This is a genomic window from Curtobacterium sp. 8I-2, from assembly GCF_902506155.1.
In the GTDB taxonomy this organism is placed as follows: Bacteria; Actinomycetota; Actinomycetes; order Actinomycetales; family Microbacteriaceae; genus Curtobacterium; species Curtobacterium poinsettiae.
On sequence record NZ_LR732827.1, the window covers coordinates 2,617,675 to 2,637,581 of the forward strand.

Genomic DNA, 19,907 nt, shown 5'->3' on the forward strand with positions numbered 1-19,907 from the left:
TATCATCGTCGAGTCATGGCATCCCGATACGACTGCACCGACTCCGACGGGCTCCTGACCGGGATGCGGCTCGCACGCGCCGCCCTCGGACGCGGAGAGCTCGTCGTGGTCCCCACCGACACCGTCTACGGCCTCGCCGCGGACGCCTTCAGCGCGACCGCCGTGCAGCGGCTGCTCGACGCGAAGGGCCGCACACGGCAGTCCCCGCCGCCCGTGCTCATCCCCGGTCCGCCCACGCTCGACGCACTCGCCAGCGACGTCCCGCAGCCGGTGCGCGACCTGGTGGCCGAGTTCTGGCCCGGCGGGCTGACCGTCATCCTGCATGCCCAGCCGTCGCTCGACTGGGACCTCGGCGAGACGCGGGGCACGGTCGCCCTGCGGATGCCGGACTCACGGATCGCCCTCGAGCTCTTGCAGGAGGTCGGGCCCCTGGCGGTCTCGTCCGCGAACTCCACGGGCGACCCGGCCGCGATGGACGTCGACGCCGCCGAACGCATGCTCGGTGACAGCGTCGCGATCTACCTGGACGGCGGGCCGATCGAGGTGCACGACGGCTTCGAGGCCAGCACGGGGTCGACCATCGTCGACGCCACCGGGCTGTCGGACGGCGGGAAGCTCCGCATCGTCCGGCACGGGGTGATCCCCGACGAGGAGATCATCCGGGTCGTCGGAGCCGACCTCGTCACATGAAGTACTACCTGCTCGCGGGGGCCATCGCCGCGGTCGTGAGCTTCGTGATGAGCCTGATCGTCTGGAAGCTCGGGCTGAAGTACAAGTGGTACCCGCAGGTCCGCGAGCGGGACGTGCACCGCACCCCGACGCCGCGGCTCGGCGGCATCGCGATGTACATCGGCGTCATCGTCTCGCTGCTGGCGGCCTGGTTCCTGTTCCCGTCGATCGCGGGGACCGACTACTTCCGGTTGGTGTTCTCCGAGCCGGGCCGTGTGCTCGCGGTGCTCGGGGGAGCGACGATCATCGTGGTCCTCGGCGTCGCGGACGACATCTGGGACCTCGACTGGATGACGAAGCTCGCCGGGCAGATCATCGCGGCGGGCATCCTCGCCTGGCAGGGCGTCGCGATCGTGTCGCTGCCGATCGGCAACACGCTGGGCGTCGGCTCGTCGTACATGAGCCTGATCTTCACCGTGCTGGCGGTGGTGCTCGTGATGAACGCGGTGAACTTCATCGACGGGCTCGACGGGCTGGTGGCCGGTGTCGCGATCATCGCCGGCGGCGTGTTCTTCCTCTACACGTTCTTCATCAACCGCGTGGTCGTGCAGACCGAGTTCTTCTTCAACCTGCCGTCGCTGCTCACCGCGGTCCTCGTCGGGGCCTGCTTCGGCTTCCTCATCCTGAACTGGCACCCCGCGAAGCTCTTCATGGGGGATGCCGGCGCGCTGCTCGTCGGGTTCCTGATGGCCACGAGCGCGGTCTCGGTCACGGGCAACATCGACCCGGCGGCGGTCCAGACACGCCAGGCGCTGCTGCCGGCGTTCATCCCGATCCTGCTGCCGTTCGCGATCCTGATCGTCCCGATCCTGGACTTCGGGCTCGCGGTCACCCGACGGCTCAGCGCGGGGAAGTCGCCGTTCTCGGCCGACCGGAAGCACCTGCACCACCGCCTGCTCGACATGGGGCACTCGCACTTCCACGCGGTGCTGATCTTCTACGCCTGGACCGCGACCGTCGCCTTCGGGTGCCTGCTGTTCCTCTTCGTGGACTGGTACTGGGTCGTCGTCTTCGTGTCCGTCGGCTTCACCGTCTGCGCCGTCGCGACGTTCGCGCCGCTCGGCCGGAAGCGCGCCGAGATCGCCGCGCAGACCGCGAACCGCTCCGCCGCCGTGGTGGACGCCAGCCTCGACCCGCTCGACCGGGCCGCCAACGACCGCACGATCCCTGGAGACATCACGTGACCGCACCGAACGCGCTCGACCACGTCCGGCCGGTGTTCCGCCGCATCATCACCTGGGGAGCGGTCCTCGCCGTCGCCCTGGCGGTCGTCGGCGGACTCATCGGGTTCCTCGTCGCGGACGGCCCCGGGCTGGTCGGGGGACTGCTCGGCGCGGTGCTGAGCGTCGTGTTCCTCGGCCTCACCGCGGTCAGTGTCCTCGTCGCGCTGCGGGTGTCGAAGGGCCAGATGATCTCGGGTGCGTTCTTCGGGATCGTGATGGGCACCTGGCTGCTGAAGTTCATCGTCTTCATCGTGCTGCTGGTCCTGCTCAGGGACCGCGACTGGGTCGACTTCCCGGTGCTGGCGATCGTGATCATCGCGGGGGTCGTCGGCTCCTTGGTGATCGACGTCGTCGCGGTCGCGAAGGCCCGCACCCCGATCGACGTCCGGCTGCCGGGCGACGGTCTCGACGACTCCGCGGACGCTGGGAACCCGACCCCCCGCGTCTGAGAAGCCGGGAAGCCTCTCGCACCTGATAGGCTTCTCGAAGTCCGCTACCGGAGCCTTTCGCTCGGGGCGGGCGAGCCTCCACAACGTCCACCATCGCGTGCCATGATGTGCGCGCGCCGACACAGGAGACAGCGCTGCTATCCCACGCTCTTCCCCTGTCCCTCTCCGCTGCGGTTGACACCGTCGCGGCGGGGAGCAGCAAGGCCGCCGAGTTCCATGGTCCGTCGATCAACGAGTTCTTCCCCGATGCTCTTCTGTGGGCAGGGACGCCGTTCGAGATCGATCGGCTCGTCCTCATCCGATTCTTCGCCGTCGCCGTGCTCCTGGTGTTCGCGTTCGTGGGTACCCGTGCACTGAAGCTCGTGCCGAACCGCGGTCAGGCGTTCATCGAGTACGCGTTCGACGTCGTCCGCCGCAACACCTTCGACAACCTCGGCGAGAAGGACGGCAAGCGCTTCCTGCCGCTCCTGGCGACGATCTTCTTCGGCGTGCTGTTCATGAACCTGACCGGTCTGGTGCCGTTCATGAACCTCGGCGGGACCAGTCGCATCGCGATGCCGATGATCCTGGCGATCGTCGCGTACGTCGCGTTCATCTACGCCGGTCTCCGCAAGCACCCGGGCACGTTCCTCCGGAACTCGCTCTTCCCGCCCGGTGTGCCGTGGTTCCTCTACATCATCGTGACGCCGATCGAGCTCGTCTCGACCTTCGTGCTCCGTCCCGTCACCCTGACGCTGCGACTCCTGATGAACATGGTCGTGGGGCACCTGCTCCTCGTGCTGTTCTTCTCGGCCACGCAGTTCTTCTTCTTCGACGCTTCGCTCGGCTTCAAGGCCTTCGGCGTCGGGACCATCGCGTTCGGCATCGCGTTCAGCTTCTTCGAGGTCCTCGTCGCGCTGCTGCAGGCCTACGTCTTCATGCTCCTCACCGCCGTCTACATCCAGCTGGCGCTGGCTGACGAGCACTGATTCCTCACTGACCCCCTACGGGACCGACGACCGTCGGACCCGCACCTCGAAAGGAAAACACGTGGACGCAACGACCGTTCTCGCGGAGATCAACGGCAACATCGCGACGGTTGGCTACGGCCTCGCAGCGATCGGCCCGGCCATCGGCGTCGGCATCGTCGTCGGTAAGACGATCGAGTCCGTCGCTCGCCAGCCCGAGCTCCAGGGCCGCCTGACGACCCTCATGTACATCGGTATCGCCTTCACCGAGGCCCTGGCCTTCATCGGTATCGCCACGTACTTCATCTTCACCGGCACCAACTAAGGCTCCTCGATGCACAACGCACTCATCATCGCGGCGGAGGAGACGCACAACCCGCTGATCCCGCCGTTGTACGACGTCGTCTGGTCGGCGCTTGCCTTCGTCATCATCTTCCTGGTGATGTGGCGTGTCGTCACGCCGCGCATCACGAAGATGCTCGATGAGCGCACCGAGGCCATCGAGGGCGGCATCAAGAAGGCCGAGGCCGCTCAGGAGCAGGCCGCTGCTGCGCTCGAGGAGTACAACAAGCAGCTCGCTGATGCACGTGCCGAGGCATCGCGCATCCGTGAGCAGGCCCGCGCCGACGCCACGGCGATCGGCAACGAAGTCCGCGAGCAGGCGACCGCCGATGCAGCACGCATCACGGCCAACGCCCAGGCGCAGATCGAGGCCGAGCGCCAGAGCGCCGTCCAGGCACTCCGGTCCGAAGTTGGCACCCTCGCGCTGGACCTCGCGTCCGGCGTGATCGGTGAGTCCCTCAAGGACGACGCCAAGTCCACCGCAGTGGTCGACCGCTTCCTCGCCGACCTCGAGGCCTCGCAGGCCACGAAGACGGGGGAGCACTGAGCATGCGCAGCGCTACCAGAGAAGCACTCGCGTCCACCAGGGCGGTGCTCTCGGACCTCGGTCCGAGCGCCGGCCTGGTCGCGGGTGCCGAGATCCTCGCCTCCGGGCGTGCGATCGCCGGTGCGCCGCAGCTGCTCGGGCTGCTGTCCGACCCCACGGCCGACGCGGCCGGCAAGAAGGTCCTCATCGACCGTGTCTTCGCCGGACAGTCGGACGCGACGCGTGCGGTCCTGACCGCGGTGGCCGGCTCGCGCTGGTCCTCGCAGCAGGACCTGCTCGCCGGCATCGAGGACGCGGGCATCCGCGCCGTCGCCGCCACCGCGGGTCCGGACTCGTCGATCGAGTCGGAGTTGTTCGCCTTCGAGACCGCCGTCCGTTCGGACGCCGGACTCGAGCTGGCGCTCGGCACCAAGCTCGGCAGCCCCGAGCAGAAGGGCGCGCTCGTCGAGCGGCTCCTCGGTGCCAAGGCGTCGGAGCAGACGGTCATCATCGTGTCGTCCCTGGTGCAGCAGCCCCGTGGTCGTCGCATCGGTGAGATCGTCCGCGACGCATCGCGCATCGTGGCCGAGCAGGCCGGCAAGCTCGTCGCGACGGTCGTCACGGCGACGCACCTGACCCCCGCCCAGTCGGCCCGCGTCACGCGCGGTCTATCCGAGCGGTACGGCAAGGACATCAGCATCAACCAGGTCGTCGACCCCACGGTCGTCGGCGGGGTCCGGGTGCAGATCGGCGGCGACGTCATCGACGGCACCGTGTCCACGCGACTCTCGGAGCTCCGGCTCCAGCTCGCCGGCTAGGCGTACGGTCGAAGCCGCTCCTCCCCAAGTCCACAACGGGAACTGCCGAGTTCGGCAGCGTCACCCTCTCGGAGCCGAAGGGCCCCGGAAAACCACAAGGAAAATCCCATGGCAGACATCACCATCAGCCCCGATGAGATCCGTGATGCCCTGAAGGACTTCGTCTCGAACTACGAGCCGACGAAGGCCTCCACGGCCGAGGTCGGGCACGTCACCGACGCCGGTGACGGCATCGCCCACGTCGAGGGTCTCCCCGGCGTCATGGCGAACGAGCTCATCCGCTTCGCGGACGGCACGCTCGGCCTGGCGCAGAACCTCGATGAGGACTCGATCGGCGCCATCGTGCTCGGCGAGTTCGGCGGCATCGAAGAGGGCATGGAGGTCACCCGCACGGGTGAGGTCCTCTCCGCCCCCGTCGGCGACGCCTTCCTCGGTCGCGTCGTCGACCCGCTCGGCGCCCCGATCGACGGTCTCGGCGAGATCGCAGCCGAAGGCCGTCGTGCCCTCGAGCTGCAGGCCCCCGGCGTCATGGCCCGCAAGTCGGTCCACCAGCCGCTGCAGACCGGCATCAAGGCCATCGACGCGATGATCCCCGTCGGCCGTGGTCAGCGTCAGCTGATCATCGGCGACCGCCAGACCGGCAAGACGGCCATCGCGATCGACACGATCATCAACCAGAAGGCCAACTGGGAGTCCGGCGACGAGGACAAGCAGGTCCGCTGCATCTACGTCGCCATCGGCCAGAAGGGCTCCACGATCGCCTCCGTCAAGGGTGCGCTCGAGGACGCCGGTGCGATGGAGTACACCACCATCGTCGCCGCCCCGGCCTCCGACCCGGCCGGCTTCAAGTACCTCGCCCCGTACACCGGTTCGGCCATCGGCCAGCACTGGATGTACCAGGGCAAGCACGTCCTCATCATCTTCGATGACCTGTCGAAGCAGGCCGAGGCCTACCGTGCGGTGTCGCTCCTGCTGCGTCGTCCGCCGGGCCGCGAGGCCTACCCGGGTGACGTCTTCTACCTGCACTCCCGTCTGCTGGAGCGTTGCGCGAAGCTGTCCGACGAGCTCGGCGCGGGCTCGATGACGGGTCTCCCGATCATCGAGACCAAGGCGAACGACGTCTCGGCGTACATCCCGACCAACGTCATCTCCATCACCGACGGCCAGATCTTCCTGCAGTCGGACCTCTTCAACGCGAACCAGCGTCCGGCCGTCGACGTGGGCATCTCGGTGTCCCGCGTCGGTGGTGACGCCCAGGTGAAGTCGATCAAGAAGGTGTCCGGCACGCTGAAGCTCGAGCTGGCGCAGTACCGCTCGCTCGAGGCGTTCGCGATGTTCGCGTCCGACCTCGACCAGGCGTCGCGTCGTCAGCTGGAGCGCGGTGCACGTCTGACCGAGCTCCTCAAGCAGCCGCAGTACTCGCCGTACCCGGTCGAGGAGCAGGTCGTCTCGATCTGGGCCGGCACGAACGGCAAGCTCGACACCGTCCCGGTGCCGGACGTGCTCCGCTTCGAGTCCGAGCTGCTCGACCACCTGCGTCGCAACTCCGACGTGCTCACGACCCTGCGCGAGACGAACCAGCTCAGCGACGACACCGTCGCCGAGATGGACAAGCAGATCGACGAGTTCACGAAGAGCTTCCAGACGAGCGACGGCAAGACCCTCGGCTCCGAGCAGTTCGACGCGGCCGAGGCCGAGGACGTCGACCAGGAGCAGATCGTCAAGGGTCGTCGCTAGATGGCAGCGCAGGTCCGGGTCTACCGCCAGCGGATCAAGTCGGCGAAGACCACGAAGAAGGTCACCCGCGCGATGGAGCTGATCTCGGCGTCGCGGATCCAGAAGGCGCAGGCCCGTATGGCTGCGTCCGGTCCGTACTCGCGGGCCGTCACGCGTGCGGTGTCGGCCGTGGCGACGTTCTCGAACGTCGACCACGTGCTGACCACCGAGCCGGAGTCGTCGACCCGTGCAGCCGTCGTGCTCTTCACCTCGGACCGCGGCCTGAACGGTGCGTTCAGCACGAACGTCCTCAAGCAGGGCGAGGAGCTCGCCTCCCTGCTCCGCAGCGAGGGCAAGGACGTCGTCTACTACCTGGTCGGTCGCAAGTCCGTCGGGTACTTCGCGTTCCGTGAGCGTCCGTCCGAGCAGCAGTGGGTCGGCAACACCGACCAGCCGGAGTTCTCGACGGCCAAGGAGATCGGCGACGCCGTCGTGGCGAAGTTCCTCCAGGACACCGCTGCGGGCGGCGTGGACGAGATCCACATCGTGTTCAACCGGTTCATCAGCCTGGCGACCCAGGAGCCCCAGGTCGTTCGCCTGCTGCCCCTCGAGGTCGTCGAGGGCATCGATGAGCCCGAGGGCAACGAGCCCCTGCCGCTCTACGAGTTCGAGCCGGACGCCGACGCGGTGCTCGACTCGCTGCTCCCGGTCTACATCGAGAGCCGCATCTTCAACGCCATGCTGCAGTCGGCTGCTTCCGAGCACGCCGCACGGCAGAAGGCGATGAAGGCGGCCAGCGACAACGCCGACTCGCTGATCCGTGACTTCACCCGACTCGCGAACAACGCGCGTCAGGCGGAGATCACCCAGCAGATCTCCGAGATCGTCGGCGGCGCCGACGCCCTCTCGTCGAAGAAGAAGTAGTCCGCGTCGTTCGCGGACAGATACCCACCCTCAGGAAGGCACCAGCCATGACCGACACCGCAACCACCGCGGTCGAGACGTCGTCGGCGCCCGGTGTCGGCCGGATCGCCCGCGTCACGGGCCCCGTCGTCGACATCGAGTTCCCCCACGACGCAATCCCGGAGATGTACAACCTCCTGTTCACGACCATCACCATCGGTGACTCGTCGCAGGAGATCGGCCTCGAGGTCGCGCAGCACCTCGGCGACGACCTCGTTCGTGCCATCTCCCTGAAGCCGACCGACGGCCTGGTCCGTGGCCAGGAGGTCCGTGACTCGGGCGCTCCGATCTCGGTCCCCGTCGGCGACGTCACCAAGGGCAAGGTCTTCGACGTCCTCGGCAACGTGCTCAACACGGACGAGAAGCTCGAGATCACCGAGCGCTGGCCGATCCACCGCAAGGCCCCGGCCTTCGACCAGCTCGAGTCCAAGACCTCGATGTTCGAGACCGGCATCAAGTCCATCGACCTCCTCACCCCGTACGTGCAGGGTGGCAAGATCGGCCTCTTCGGTGGTGCGGGCGTCGGCAAGACCGTCCTCATCCAGGAGATGATCCAGCGCGTCGCGCAGGACCACGGCGGTGTGTCGGTGTTCGCCGGTGTCGGTGAGCGCACCCGTGAGGGCAACGACCTCATCGGTGAGATGGAAGAGGCGGGTGTCTTCGACAAGACGGCCCTCGTGTTCGGCCAGATGGACGAGCCGCCGGGAACGCGTCTCCGCGTGGCCCTGTCGGCGCTGACGATGGCGGAGTACTTCCGCGATGTCCAGAAGCAGGACGTGCTCCTCTTCATCGACAACATCTTCCGCTTCACGCAGGCCGGCTCCGAGGTCTCGACGCTGCTCGGTCGCATGCCGTCCGCCGTGGGCTACCAGCCCAACCTCGCCGACGAGATGGGTGTGCTCCAGGAGCGCATCACCTCGACGCGTGGTCACTCGATCACCTCGCTGCAGGCGATCTACGTGCCGGCTGACGACTACACCGACCCGGCTCCGGCCACCACGTTCGCGCACCTCGACGCGACGACCGAGCTCTCCCGTGAGATCGCGTCGCAGGGTCTGTACCCCGCGATCGACCCGCTGGCGTCGACGTCGCGCATCATGGACCCGCGTTACCTGGGTGCCGACCACTACGAGACGGCCACGCGCGTCAAGCAGATCCTCCAGAAGAACAAGGAACTGCAGGAGATCATCGCCATCCTCGGTGTCGACGAGCTCTCCGAAGAGGACAAGATCACCGTCGAGCGCGCTCGTCGTATCCAGCAGTTCCTCTCGCAGAACACCTACATGGCGAAGAAGTTCACGGGTGTCGAGGGCTCCACGGTGCCCCTCAAGGACACCATCGAGTCCTTCCGTGCCATCGCCGACGGCGAGTTCGACCACGTTGCGACCCAGGCGTTCTTCAACGTCGGTGGCATCAACGACGTGGAAGAGAAGTGGGCGCAGATCCAGAAGGAGAACCGCTGACATGGCGGGTCTCAACGTGAGCGTCGTCTCGGCTGACCGTGAGGTCTGGTCGGGCGACACCACCATGGTCGTCGCACGGACGACAGAGGGCCAGATCGGCATCCTCGCCGGACACGAGCCGATGCTCGCGATCCTGGCGCAGGGTCAGGTCCGCATCACGCGGGCCGATGGGTCGACCGTCGCGGTCGACGCCGAGGACGGCTTCCTGTCGGTCGAGCACGACACGGTGACGATCGTCGCGCGGCAGGCCGCGCTGGCGTCCTGACCGGACTGACCGTCCTGCTCCCGCCTTCGGAGACGAAGCGGGAGGGCGGGGACATGAGTCGCACGCTCGATCTGCGTGCGCTCTCGTTCCCGGAACTGGCCGATGAGCGGGCCGCGGTGATCACCGCGGCCCGCTTCGTCAGTTCCGAGGAGTCCGCGGCCAGGACGGCACTCAAGCTCGGTCCGAAGTCGATCGCCGAGCGTCTCCGGAACCTCGAGCTCGAGACCTCGGGCACCATGCCTGCGATCGAGCGGTACACGGGGGTCCTGTACGACCCGTTGGGCGCCCAGGACGCGGACGCTGCGACCCGGGAGTGGTGGGCGGAGCACGTGATCGTGCAGTCCGCGATGTTCGGGCCGATCGGTGCGGGGGACCCGATCCCGGCGTACCGGCTGTCGCACGACTCGCGGCTCGGTTCGATCCGGTTGGCCGCGCACTGGCCGGCGGTGTCGACCCGTTCCCTGCTGACCCGTGCGGACGGCCTGGTGCTCGACCTGCGGTCCGAGGGGTACCGGCAGCTCGGCCCCGTGCCCGGAGCGGTGGCACCACGGGTGGTGAGCGTCGACGGCTCCGGCCGTCGTCGAGCCCTGAACCACTGGAACAAGACGGCGAAGGGTCGCCTGGTGGCGCTGCTCGCCCGCACCGGTGCGAGCATCGGCAGCATGGGCGACCTGGTCGAGTGGGCTGCTGCGCACGGTGTCGTCGTCGAACCGAACGAGGGCGGCTGGGATCTGGTCGCCGAGAGCCTGGAGCCCGTCACGGCCTGAGCGGGACCCGCCCGGTCCGTCCTCCACAAGCGTCGTCAGTGGCGCTCCGGTCCACAGATGGCCGGGGCGCCCCTGCCTGGAGGCCCGCAGCACGTTTCGATGACGTGCATGATCCCTCTCACGGCACAGTCCGACCCCGGTTCCGCAGTCCGTTACCCTCGCGAGATCGCCGCTGCGGTCACCCTCCCCGCCGCGGCGGCCGCGCTGGTCGCGCCCGGTCGTGCCGACCTGTCGACGGCCGCTGCGACGGCCGTGGTGACAGCGTGCGGCGCGCTCGCGCCCCGGATGGCCCTGGTCCCCTTCATCGCGGCACAGGGCGCACCGGATCCCCGGTCGATCCGCGTGTTCGACCCCTTCGCCGATCCGACGCCGCCGGCGCTCCACGGGTTCGGCCCAGCGCCCGACCGTGCCAGGGTCCGGCTCGCAGGGGATCGGTGTGCTGATGCCTGGCGGCTGTGGCGGGCACAGGACGGCCCGTTCGACGGCTCGTCGGGCGCTGCGGGTGCCCTGTCGCTCGGGGCGTGGTGCGCCTGGGCGCTCGGATCGTGGGCACGGGCGGAGACCCGGGCACGCTACGCCCTCGAGACCCGCGCGGACGACCCGCTCGCGGGGCTGGTCCTGCGCTCGGTCATCGCCGGCAGTGGGCCGTCGTGGGAGCGGCGATGACCTGGGGTCGACAGGATCGTCTACGGTGGGGGAGACCACACTGGGAGGGCTCCGGTTGCGCGACGACGACATCGAGGACACCGTCATCCGGCGACCCCGACGATCGCCGGGCGGTGACCGGACGGCCGACGCCATCGGCGACACGGTCATCCGTGGCGCAGCACCGGGCGGTTCCGGCACCGGAGCGGACCCGGCGTCCGCGTCCGACGACGGGGTCCTCGGCGACACCGTCATCCGGCCCGGACACGACGGCGCCGTCCGGGTGCCGGCGCCGGCTGACGACGCCGATCCGGAGGACACCGTCGTCCGGCTGCCAGCGCGACCGGGCGCCGGGCCGGGCCCGTCCGTGGGTGCTGCCCCGGGCCTCCCGACCGTGCCGTCGGTCCCCGCAGCGCCGACGGCACGCGTGCCGTCCATCCGCATCGGCGACCGCACCTTCCGGCTCGACCACCCGGTGGTCATCGGCCGACGGCCGTCGCTGCCGCGGGTCACCCGCGGTCCGCAGCCCGAACTCGTGACCGTGCGGTCGGTGTACGGACAGGTGTCCTCATCGCACGTGCGGATGCACGCCGAGGGCGAGGCCGTCGTCGTGCAGGACCTCCGGTCCACCAACGGGACGGTCGTCCGCCCGGCCGGTGCACCCGCCTACCGCATGGCTTCGGGTGCGTCGATCGTCGCGCTGACGGGTACGGTAGTCGAGATCGGTGACGGCAACGCCATCGAGGTCCTCTCGCCGTACCTCCGGGTCGCACCGACGGCAGAGGGGGCGCCTCCGGTTCTCCCGTGGCCCTCCGATCAGACAGCACACGGCACGCCCCGACCCACCAGAGAGCGATCCTGACACGTGACCGAACTCGGCCGAGCAGCCACTGCGCACGCCATCGACGTCCCCGGTGCCGACGGCGCCACCCTGACGCTCTCGTGGGGAGCCGCGACCGACGTCGGTCGACGGCGTGACCACAACGAGGACAGCTACATCGTCGGTGCGCCGTTCTTCGTCGTCGCCGACGGCATGGGCGGGCACCTGGCAGGCGACCGCGCCAGCGACGCGGTCGTGCGTCGGCTCGAACAGGTCACCGCGGAACCGTTCACCACGCGGCAGGGCATCCAGCGTGCCCTGCTCCTGGCGACGGCCGACATCGAGCGTGCAGCCGGCGGCAACGCCATCGGCGCAGGTACCACGGTCACCGGGATCGCACTCGTGGCGTCGCTCGGGCAGCCCGCGGCGCTCGTGTTCAACGTCGGCGACTCGCGTACCTACCGCATCGAGGACGGCGTGCTCCGTCGCGTCACCGTCGACCACTCGGTGGTGCAGGAGATGGTGGACGCCGGCCTGTTGCGGGCCGAGGACGCCGAACAGCACCCCGACAGCAACGTCATCACGCGAGCCGTCGGCTTCGGTGAGCCGCCGGCGCCGGACTGGTGGACCCTGCCCCTGCGGGCCGGTGACCGCTACATCGTCTGCTCGGACGGGCTGACCAAGGAGCTCGGCGACGCCGGCATCGCCCGGATCGCCGCACGCGAGCCGGGCGCGCAGGACCTGGCGGAGCGCCTGGTCGGCGACGCCGTCGTGGCCGGGGGCCGGGACAACGTCACCGTGGTGGTGCTGCAGGTCGACGCCGCACCGGACGACGGTGACCTCGAGGACACGCTGCCGCGGCACTAGCTGGCCCCCGAACTGGGGGAACACGTCGACCGGTGGGGGACCGACGTGCGGAATGTCGGTCACCCACGCTTCGTACAATGACATGGCCACGTCGAGAGAGCTGGCCGCTCGGCCGGGGGGAGGAGAGGACCATGGCGAGACGCCTGCCGTCCAACCCGCCCGTGATCGGCGGTTTCAGTCCCGTGCACGTCCTCGGGTCCGGTGGCTTCGCCGACGTCTTCCTCTACGAGCAGGACATGCCCCGGCGCCAGGTCGCGGTCAAGGTGCTGCTGGACGAGGTCGTCGACGACCGTGTCCGGCAGATGTTCCAGGCCGAGGCGAACCTGATGGCACGGCTGAGCACGCACCCGTCGATCCTCACCGTCCTGCAGGCGAGCGTCGCGGCGGACGGTCGCCCGTACCTCGTGATGGAGCTCTGCTCGTCGTCGCTCAGCGAGCGGTACCGTCGCGAACCGATCCCGGTCTCCGAGGTGCTGTCGATCGGCATCCGCATCGGATCCGCCCTCGAGACCGCACACCGCGAGGGCGTGCTGCACCGCGACATCAAGCCGTCGAACATCCTGCTGACCGCCTACGGCAACCCCGTGCTCTCCGACTTCGGCATCGCCGCGACCATCGGCGGCACCGACCCGGACGAGCCGATCGGCATGTCGATCCCGTGGTCGGCCCCCGAGGTCCTGATCGACGAGTCGCGCGGCACGATCCAGTCCGAGGTGTACTCGCTCGCTGCCACCGTCTACTCGCTCCTGGCGGGGCGCAGCCCGTTCGAGGTCCGTGGCGGCAAGAACGGTGCGAACGACCTGATGCACCGGATCGACAAGGGCGGGGTGAAGCCCACCGGACGCACCGACGTGCCGCCCTCGCTCGAGCGACTGCTCGCCTCGGCACTGTCGCGCAAGCCGCAGGGGCGCCCGGCGTCGGTGATCGAGCTCGTGCGCGGGTTCCAGCAGGTCGAGGCCGAGCTCGGCATCCCGCAGACGTCCGCCGACGTCGCGGTCGAGGCCTGGGCGATCTCCACACCGACCCCACACGGCGACCGCACGATGATCCGTGAGCTGCAGCCGCCGACCCGTGTCGGTGGCCGCCGCCGGACCCGACGCGCCGTGCAGGGCGGTGTCGTGGCCGGCGGCGGCCACAGCGTCGGCACGGTGCACCGCACCGGTTCCGTGACGCGGAGCCGCCGCCGGAGCCGTTCGACCCTGGTCTGGGCGACCTCCCTCACCGTCGTCGTGGTCGCCGCCCTCGCCGTCGCCACGGTCGTCGTCGTCGGACGACTCGGCGCCGGGGCGATCCCCGTCGTCGCCGAACTCCGTGCCGAGACGTCCCCGCAGTCGGTGTCGTTCAGCTGGACCGACCCGGGCCTGCGCAGCGGCGACACCTACGTCATCTCGTCGAACGGCTCCTCGAGCCAGCAGACCGGCACGACCTTCGTCGTCTCCGGTGACCGGGGCGACGAGGAGTGCATCGCCGTCGCGGTGAACCGGGACGGCAAGACGGGCGCTGCGAGTGCGCAGAAGTGCGCGACGATCGGGAGCGCCGGGTGATCCGCGCCCTCCTCGCGAAGCACCGCTCCGCCGCGGTGACGACGGGCGTCTCGGTGCTCGTCGCCGCCGTCGTCGCGACCACCGCCATCGTGTCCACCGGGTACCACACGCAGCGCGTCGACCTCGGGGACGGCACCGTGTGGGTGCCCTCTGCCGAGTACGGCGCCGTCGGACGGGCGAACACCGGCATCCTGCAGCTCAACACCGCGGTCGAGACGGCCAGCGACGACCTCTCGGTGCTGCAGCGTGGATCCACCGTCTACAGCGTCGACGAGACGAAGGGCACCGTCGCACAGGTCAACGTCGCCGACGCCACCGTCGGTGACGCCATCACCCTGCCGGCGGGGACGCCACATGTCTTCTTCGCCGGTGACACCGCGGTCATCGGCAATGCCGACACGGGCGAGCTCTGGGCCACACCCGCGAGCGACCTCGCCGAGTTCGACGCGTCGGCCAAGGCCGACCTGACCCTCGGCGCCGACACCGTCTTCGACGCCTCCGACGGGCACGTCGCGGTCTACTCCGCGAAGACCGGGACCGCATCGCTCGTCGACGTCGGCACGACACTCACCGTCGACCAACGGTGGAAGGTCAAGATGGACCGCGGCGACGACTTCCAGGTCGCGACGTTCGACGGGCACCTCGCCGTGCTCGACCGCACGAGCGGTGCCCTGTCGGTCGACGGCCGCACCGTCGAGCTCGGTGACCGGGTGGGCTCGTCGCCGGCGCTGCAGCGTTCGTCGGACACGACGGCCCAGGTGACCGTCGCCGGCACAGCGGGCCTGGTCCGGGTCAGTGCCTCCGGTGCCGTGGACGCCACCGCGCTCCAGGTCTCCGGACGCGCCGCCCGGCCCTACGTCGACGGATCGTGCACCTACGCGGCATGGGCGGGCGGACAGGCGATCGACACCTGCGACGGCAACGCGCTGCAGCGGCTGGCGAGCACCGGCGGCACGAGCGAACTGCAGATCCTGCACAACGGCGACACCGTCGTCGCCAACGACCCGACGAGCGGCCGTTCCTGGGCCATCGACCGGAGCGGTCAGCTCATCGACAACTGGGCCGACCTGATCAAGCGGGACGACCAGCAGCAACGGGAGCAGGTCTCCGACGACGACCCCGAGGTCGACAAGGACCAGAAGCCGCCGGTCGCGGTCGACGACGAACTGGGCGCTCGTCCGGGACGCACCACGAGCCTCCCGGTCCTGCTCAACGACTACGACCCGAACGGTGACCCGATCATCGTGAGCAAGGTCGGCACCATCTCGAAGTCCGCCGGCCGCGTCGCGATCGTCGGCGACGGTCAACGCCTCCAGGTGACGCTGTCGTCGCGCGCCACCGGGACCGTGACGTTCCCGTACACGATCACCGACGGCATCGGCGGCTCCGACACCGCGACCGTCCGGGTCACCGTCCGCCCCGACAGCCAGAACGAAGCACCGCGGCAGGTGCGCGACACCTCTGCCGACGTCGTCCAGAACGGGCACGTCGTGACGAACGTCCTCGGCGACTGGGTCGACCCGGACGGCGACCCGGTGTACCTGGAGTCGGCCACGGCGTCGAACGGCGACCGGGTGTCCACCACGCCCGACGGTCTGCTCGACTTCCGGAACGACAGCGGTCGGACCGGCGAACGGTCCGTGCAGCTGGTCGTGAGCGACGGCCGCGCGGACGGCCGGGGCGCCGTGACGGTCCGGGTGGCCAAGCAGGGCACCGTCCCGCTGCGTGCCGATCCGTTCCCCGTGTCCGGCTACGCGGGCAAGGCGTTCACGGTCGAGCCGCTCGACCACGTGCGGGGCGGCAACGGCACCGTGACGCTGACGAGTGTGTCCTCGGCGTCCGGCCTCACCGTCACCCCGAGCTACGACGCCGGCACGTTCCGCGTGCAGGGTGAACGGGCGGGCGACCACCAGCTCGAGTACACGGTGACCGACGGCGTGAAGACGTCGAGCGGCATCGTCCGTGTGACCGTCCTCGCGCCACCGGACGCGTCGACGGCGCCGATCACCACGCCGAAGACGGTGTTCGTCAACACCCTGTCCTCGAAGGACACCGACGTCACCGCGACCGACATCGACCCGGCGGGCGGCGTGCTGCTCGTGACGGCGCTCGACGGCCCCGGACGCGGCAGCGGCGTGCAGGCGAGCATCCTCGACCAGCACACGGTCCGGGTCACCCTCACGGCACCGCTCGACGGACCGGTCTCGTTCGGGTACACCGAGACCAACGGCCTGGCGTCGTCCCCTGGCACGATCACCGTCGTCGAGATCCCGAAGCCCGACCGCATCCAGCCACCGGTCGCCCAACCGGACAGCTCCACGGTGCGTGTCGGCGACGTCGCGAACATCGACGTGCTCGACAACGACACCCAGCCAGAAGGCGAGCCGCTGACGCTGCAGCCCGAGCTGGTGCAGAACGTGCCGGGCGACGGCGGGCTGCTGTTCGTCTCCGGTGACCACCTGCGGTACCTCGCCCCGAAGACGCCGGGCAACTACACCGCCGTCTACCGGGTCGCCGGGCCCGACGGCCAGTACGCCGACGCCGCCGTGTCGATCTCGGTGCGCGAGCGCGACGCCGCCACGAACAACCCGCCGGTCCCGCAGACCGTCACCGCGCGCGTCGTCGCCGGTTCGTCGGTGCGGGTCAGCGTGCCCCTGAACGGGATCGACCCGGACGGCGACTCCGTCCAGCTCGTCGGCGTGGGTTCCAACCCCGACAAGGGATCGGTCACCGACGTAGCCGCGGACGCCCTGACCTACGAGGCCGGCGACTACTCAGCCGGCACCGACGAGTTCACCTACACCGTGGTGGACGCTCTCGGCGCCCGTGCGAGCGGCACCGTGCGCGTCGGCATCGCGCCGCGCGCCGAGCAGGCGTCGAACCCCGTGGCCGAGGCCGACCACGTCACCATCCGGCCGGGCGGCTCGGTCACGGTGCGCGTCCTGCAGAACGACTCCGACCCCGAGGGTGGGCAGCTCACCGTCGCACAGGCGGAGCCCACGGCAGAGGACGTCACCGCGAAGATCCTCCGCAAGCAGCAGATCCGCGTCACGCCCCCGAAGTCGGCGAAGAGCGGTGACTTCGCGGTCCTGTACACCGTCGCGAACACCAGCGGGGGATCGAGCACGGCCTTCCTCACGGTGACCGTCGACCCGGACGCCCAGCCGCTCCGGCCCGAGGTCGACGACACCACCCTCGACCTGCAGGACATCCTGCACCGGCAGAGCGTGACCGTCGACGTGCTCGACAACGTCTTCTTCGCCGAGGGCACCGCGGCCGACCTGCGGGTCGGCGTCGTCCCCGGCTACGGCGACACGGCGAAGCCCACCGACGACGGCCGCATCACCGTGCGGTTGACCGACGACTCGCAGGTGATCCCGTTCTCGGTCGCTCGGATCGACCATCCGGACATCGTGTCCTACGGTTTCATCAACGTGCCGGGCTTCGACGATGCCCTGCCCCAGATCAACCGCAGCGCGGGCGCGGTCACGGTGAAGAGTGAGGCGACCGTCCGCATCCCGCTGCAGGACTTCGTCGTCACCGCGAACGGCAAGACCGCGAAGATCACCGACCGCGGCACGGTCAAGGCCACCCACGCCAACGGGCAGAGTCTCGTGGTGGACTCGTCGACGCTGCAGTTCACGTCGGCGAAGCTCTACTACGGCAGGGCGTCGATCTCGTTCGAGGTGACCGACGGGTCGTCGGCGAACGGCGGCAAGGGACGCGTCGCCACACTCGTGCTGCCGATCACGGTGACACCCCGGTCGAACCAGCCGCCGGCGTTCACGGGCTCCTCGGTCGAGATGCAGCCGGGGGAGACCCGCAAGATCGACCTCACGAAGCTGACCGACTACCCGTACCCGAAGGACCTGCCGGAACTCCGGTACTCGATCGTCGGGCGGCCCGCAGCGGGGACGACCGCGTCGATCGCGAAGCAGCAGCTCACGATCTCGGTCGCCGACACCGCGAAGAAAAACACGACGGCGTCCGTCGGGATCGGTGTCGCCGACGACGCCAACGCCGGGCGTGCCGGGACGGTCACCGTCGGTGTCGTCGCCTCCACGCGACCGGTGGTGCAGCCCGGCGCCGACCGATCGGTGACCAAACGCGGGGCGACCACCACCATCGACGTGCTCACGAACGACCAGCCGACCAACCCGTTCCCGGGTGAGCGTCTGCGCGTGGTGAACATCCGCGGACTGTCCGGCGGGCTGCCGAGCGGTGTCACCGTCACCCCGAGCGGTGACCGCACCCGCCTGCAGGTCTCGGTCGCAGCCACCGCGAAGCCCGGCGACGCGCACCTGCAGTACCAGGTGGCGGACGCGACGAACGATCCCGACCGCTACGTCTGGGGCGACGTCACGATCTCGGTGCAGGACGTTCCCGATGCCCCCGGTGCGCCCAGCCGGACCGGCTCCTACGACGGTGGCCAGGCCACCCTCACCTGGTCGACGCCGCAGGGCAACAACTCGCCCATCACCGGCTACCGCGTCGTCGGGACCAACGGTGTCTCGAAGAACTGCGGCACCGCGACGGTGTGCACGCTCACCGGTCTCGACCCGAAGGCGTCCTACCGGTTCCAGGTCGTGGCGACCAACGCGATCGGCGACTCGAAGCCCTCGGCCCGCTCGGCCCCGGTGAGCGCGGACTTCGTGCCGGCACCGCCGAAGGGCATCACCGTCACGCCGAGCAAGTCGACGCCGAACCAGCTCGACGTCAAGTGGGGCAAGGTGTCCGCGCCGAACAACGGCAGCGCGGTCGACGACTACATCGTGTCGATCGAGGGCCCGGGCCTGTCGACAACTCGCCACACCGGGACCGCCACGAACACCTCGTTCACCGGTGCCCAGAGTGCTGCTCAGTACAAGGTCACCGTGTCGGCCCGCAACGACGCCGACCGCAACGGCACCGTCGTGCAGTGGAACTCCGCGTCTGCGACCGGCAGCGCCGTCGGGACGCCCGGCAAGCCGACGAACCTGCAGGCGGTCGCCGGAGACCAGGCAGACTCCTCTGGTCGGTCGACCGTCACCGTGACCTGGAGCGCCGGTGATGCCGCGGGCGGCTCGGGGCTCCGCTACGCCGTGTTCCGTTCCGGCAACGTGAACTGCGCTGCGCCGTCCTCGAACTCACTCGGCAGCTCGAGTCCGACGCGGGACTCGGGTGTCGGCGGTGGGTCGACCCGGTACGCGGTGACCGTGACCAACGGCTACTTCTGCAACGTCGAGTACGTCGACGCCGTGACCTACGAACGCCCGTCGGGAACCGGCAGACCCTCGGTTGACGTCGTGCCGGCTGGCACCAACCTCTGGAACGTGAGCGTCACCGCCCCGTCGCGGCCTGCACATCACTACCAGCTCGAGACCGGCGGACAGCCGATCACGCTCCAGCCTGGCCAGACGTGGACGGGCGTGCCCGGGTCCGGCGCCCGCAACGTCTCAGCACTCCTGACCCTCCGCGCATGCGGCGGCCCAGGGAGCAGCTTCTGCACGTCTGATGCTGACTCCTGGACGGGGAACGCCACCGCGTTCGATGCGAACCTGACGGTCACGACCGCCCAGCAAGGACAGGCGATCGCCGTGACGGGCCCCAGCGGCAGTGGGATCACGGTGCGGTACACCGCGTACTGGTACGCGAGCGACGACGGTGACGGATTCCCCACGACATCGAGCTGGGACGCTGGGCAAACTCCTCCCGAACCACCGTTCTTCGCCAAGTCCGTCAAGGTCCGCGCGTACGTCAGCGCGACGGACGGATCCGGTTCGACCCAGGCCGGCGAAGCGACCGAACCGTTCCCGGTCGCAGCCGCCCCGGAACCTCCGCCAG

17 protein-coding genes are annotated in these 19,907 nt (G+C 69.5%); all 17 read left to right on the forward strand.

The genetic code is table 11. The features are described from left to right. The first annotated feature begins 15 nt into the window (after positions 1-15). Positions 16-690 (forward strand): L-threonylcarbamoyladenylate synthase, encoded by a 675-nt coding sequence (locus tag BOSE127_RS16125; protein WP_017885753.1) that lies wholly within the window; start codon positions 16-18, stop codon positions 688-690. After that, entirely contained in the window at positions 687-1,913 is a 1,227-nt protein-coding gene (locus BOSE127_RS16130) for an MraY family glycosyltransferase (protein WP_017885752.1), read from the forward strand. The genes BOSE127_RS16125 and BOSE127_RS16130 overlap by 4 nt, the downstream gene beginning before the upstream one ends. Continuing rightward, positions 1,910-2,401, forward strand: a complete 492-nt coding sequence (locus BOSE127_RS16135; RefSeq protein WP_017885751.1) for a hypothetical protein — start codon at positions 1,910-1,912, stop codon at positions 2,399-2,401. The genes BOSE127_RS16130 and BOSE127_RS16135 overlap by 4 nt, the downstream gene beginning before the upstream one ends. A gap of 107 nt (positions 2,402-2,508) precedes the next feature. Further along, positions 2,509-3,369 carry a F0F1 ATP synthase subunit A gene (atpB, locus tag BOSE127_RS16140; RefSeq protein WP_017885750.1) on the forward strand — a complete coding sequence of 287 codons (861 nt, stop codon included), beginning with the start codon at positions 2,509-2,511 and terminating at the stop codon, positions 3,367-3,369. A gap of 61 nt (positions 3,370-3,430) precedes the next feature. Next, on the forward strand, positions 3,431-3,673 hold the full coding sequence (gene atpE / locus BOSE127_RS16145) for an ATP synthase F0 subunit C (protein ID WP_017885749.1): 243 nt from the start codon (positions 3,431-3,433) through the stop codon (positions 3,671-3,673). 9 nt (positions 3,674-3,682) lie between these two features. After that, complete coding sequence (locus tag BOSE127_RS16150) at positions 3,683-4,237, forward strand: F0F1 ATP synthase subunit B (protein ID WP_017885748.1); 555 nt, start codon at positions 3,683-3,685, stop codon at positions 4,235-4,237. Between the two features lie 2 nt (positions 4,238-4,239). Further along, positions 4,240-5,034: a F0F1 ATP synthase subunit delta gene (locus tag BOSE127_RS16155; RefSeq protein WP_031259114.1), complete on the forward strand. Its 795-nt coding sequence runs from the start codon at positions 4,240-4,242 to the stop codon at positions 5,032-5,034. Positions 5,035-5,142: 108 nt separating this feature from the next. Then, complete coding sequence (atpA, locus tag BOSE127_RS16160; RefSeq protein ID WP_017885746.1) at positions 5,143-6,771, forward strand: F0F1 ATP synthase subunit alpha; 1,629 nt, start codon at positions 5,143-5,145, stop codon at positions 6,769-6,771. Next, the gene (locus BOSE127_RS16165) at positions 6,772-7,674 is read left to right on the forward strand and encodes a F0F1 ATP synthase subunit gamma (RefSeq protein WP_017885745.1); all 903 of its coding nucleotides are present in this window, start codon (positions 6,772-6,774) and stop codon (positions 7,672-7,674) included. It begins immediately after the preceding gene. Positions 7,675-7,721: 47 nt separating this feature from the next. Further along, positions 7,722-9,176 carry a F0F1 ATP synthase subunit beta gene (gene atpD / locus BOSE127_RS16170; protein WP_017885744.1) on the forward strand — a complete coding sequence of 485 codons (1,455 nt, stop codon included), beginning with the start codon at positions 7,722-7,724 and terminating at the stop codon, positions 9,174-9,176. Position 9,177: 1 nt separating this feature from the next. Next, positions 9,178-9,441, forward strand: coding sequence for a F0F1 ATP synthase subunit epsilon (locus BOSE127_RS16175; RefSeq protein ID WP_017885743.1), 264 nt, complete (start codon positions 9,178-9,180; stop codon positions 9,439-9,441). 14 nt (positions 9,442-9,455) lie between these two features. After that, positions 9,456-10,208: a YaaA family protein gene (locus tag BOSE127_RS16180; RefSeq protein WP_268892450.1), complete on the forward strand. Its 753-nt coding sequence runs from the start codon at positions 9,456-9,458 to the stop codon at positions 10,206-10,208. 108 nt (positions 10,209-10,316) lie between these two features. Next, entirely contained in the window at positions 10,317-10,874 is a 558-nt protein-coding gene (locus BOSE127_RS16185) for a hypothetical protein (protein ID WP_017885741.1), read from the forward strand. Between the two features lie 25 nt (positions 10,875-10,899). Next, on the forward strand, positions 10,900-11,715 hold the full coding sequence (locus tag BOSE127_RS16190) for an FHA domain-containing protein (RefSeq protein ID WP_159557997.1): 816 nt from the start codon (positions 10,900-10,902) through the stop codon (positions 11,713-11,715). Positions 11,716-11,718: 3 nt separating this feature from the next. Next, on the forward strand, positions 11,719-12,540 hold the full coding sequence (locus tag BOSE127_RS16195; protein ID WP_017885739.1) for a PP2C family protein-serine/threonine phosphatase: 822 nt from the start codon (positions 11,719-11,721) through the stop codon (positions 12,538-12,540). Positions 12,541-12,671: 131 nt separating this feature from the next. After that, a complete protein-coding gene (locus tag BOSE127_RS16200; RefSeq protein WP_031259111.1) occupies positions 12,672-14,084 on the forward strand; it encodes a serine/threonine-protein kinase in 1,413 nt (470 codons plus the stop codon). Next, on the forward strand, positions 14,081-19,907 hold a 5,827-nt coding region (locus BOSE127_RS16205), incomplete at its 3' end, for an Ig-like domain-containing protein (protein WP_159557999.1). The genes BOSE127_RS16200 and BOSE127_RS16205, both read left to right, overlap by 4 nt.

Coding starts and splice junctions, on each gene's coding strand:
- BOSE127_RS16175 (WP_017885743.1), top strand. CDS start 9,178: ATGGCGGGTCTCAACGTGAGCGTCGTCTCGGCTGACCGTGAGGTCTGG.
- BOSE127_RS16165 (WP_017885745.1), top strand. CDS start 6,772: ATGGCAGCGCAGGTCCGGGTCTACCGCCAGCGGATCAAGTCGGCGAAG.
- BOSE127_RS16130 (WP_017885752.1), top strand. CDS start 687: ATGAAGTACTACCTGCTCGCGGGGGCCATCGCCGCGGTCGTGAGCTTC.
- BOSE127_RS16150 (WP_017885748.1), top strand. CDS start 3,683: ATGCACAACGCACTCATCATCGCGGCGGAGGAGACGCACAACCCGCTG.
- BOSE127_RS16125 (WP_017885753.1), top strand. CDS start 16: ATGGCATCCCGATACGACTGCACCGACTCCGACGGGCTCCTGACCGGG.
- atpD (WP_017885744.1), top strand. CDS start 7,722: ATGACCGACACCGCAACCACCGCGGTCGAGACGTCGTCGGCGCCCGGT.
- BOSE127_RS16185 (WP_017885741.1), top strand. CDS start 10,317: ATGATCCCTCTCACGGCACAGTCCGACCCCGGTTCCGCAGTCCGTTAC.
- BOSE127_RS16155 (WP_031259114.1), top strand. CDS start 4,240: ATGCGCAGCGCTACCAGAGAAGCACTCGCGTCCACCAGGGCGGTGCTC.
- atpA (WP_017885746.1), top strand. CDS start 5,143: ATGGCAGACATCACCATCAGCCCCGATGAGATCCGTGATGCCCTGAAG.
- BOSE127_RS16200 (WP_031259111.1), top strand. CDS start 12,672: ATGGCGAGACGCCTGCCGTCCAACCCGCCCGTGATCGGCGGTTTCAGT.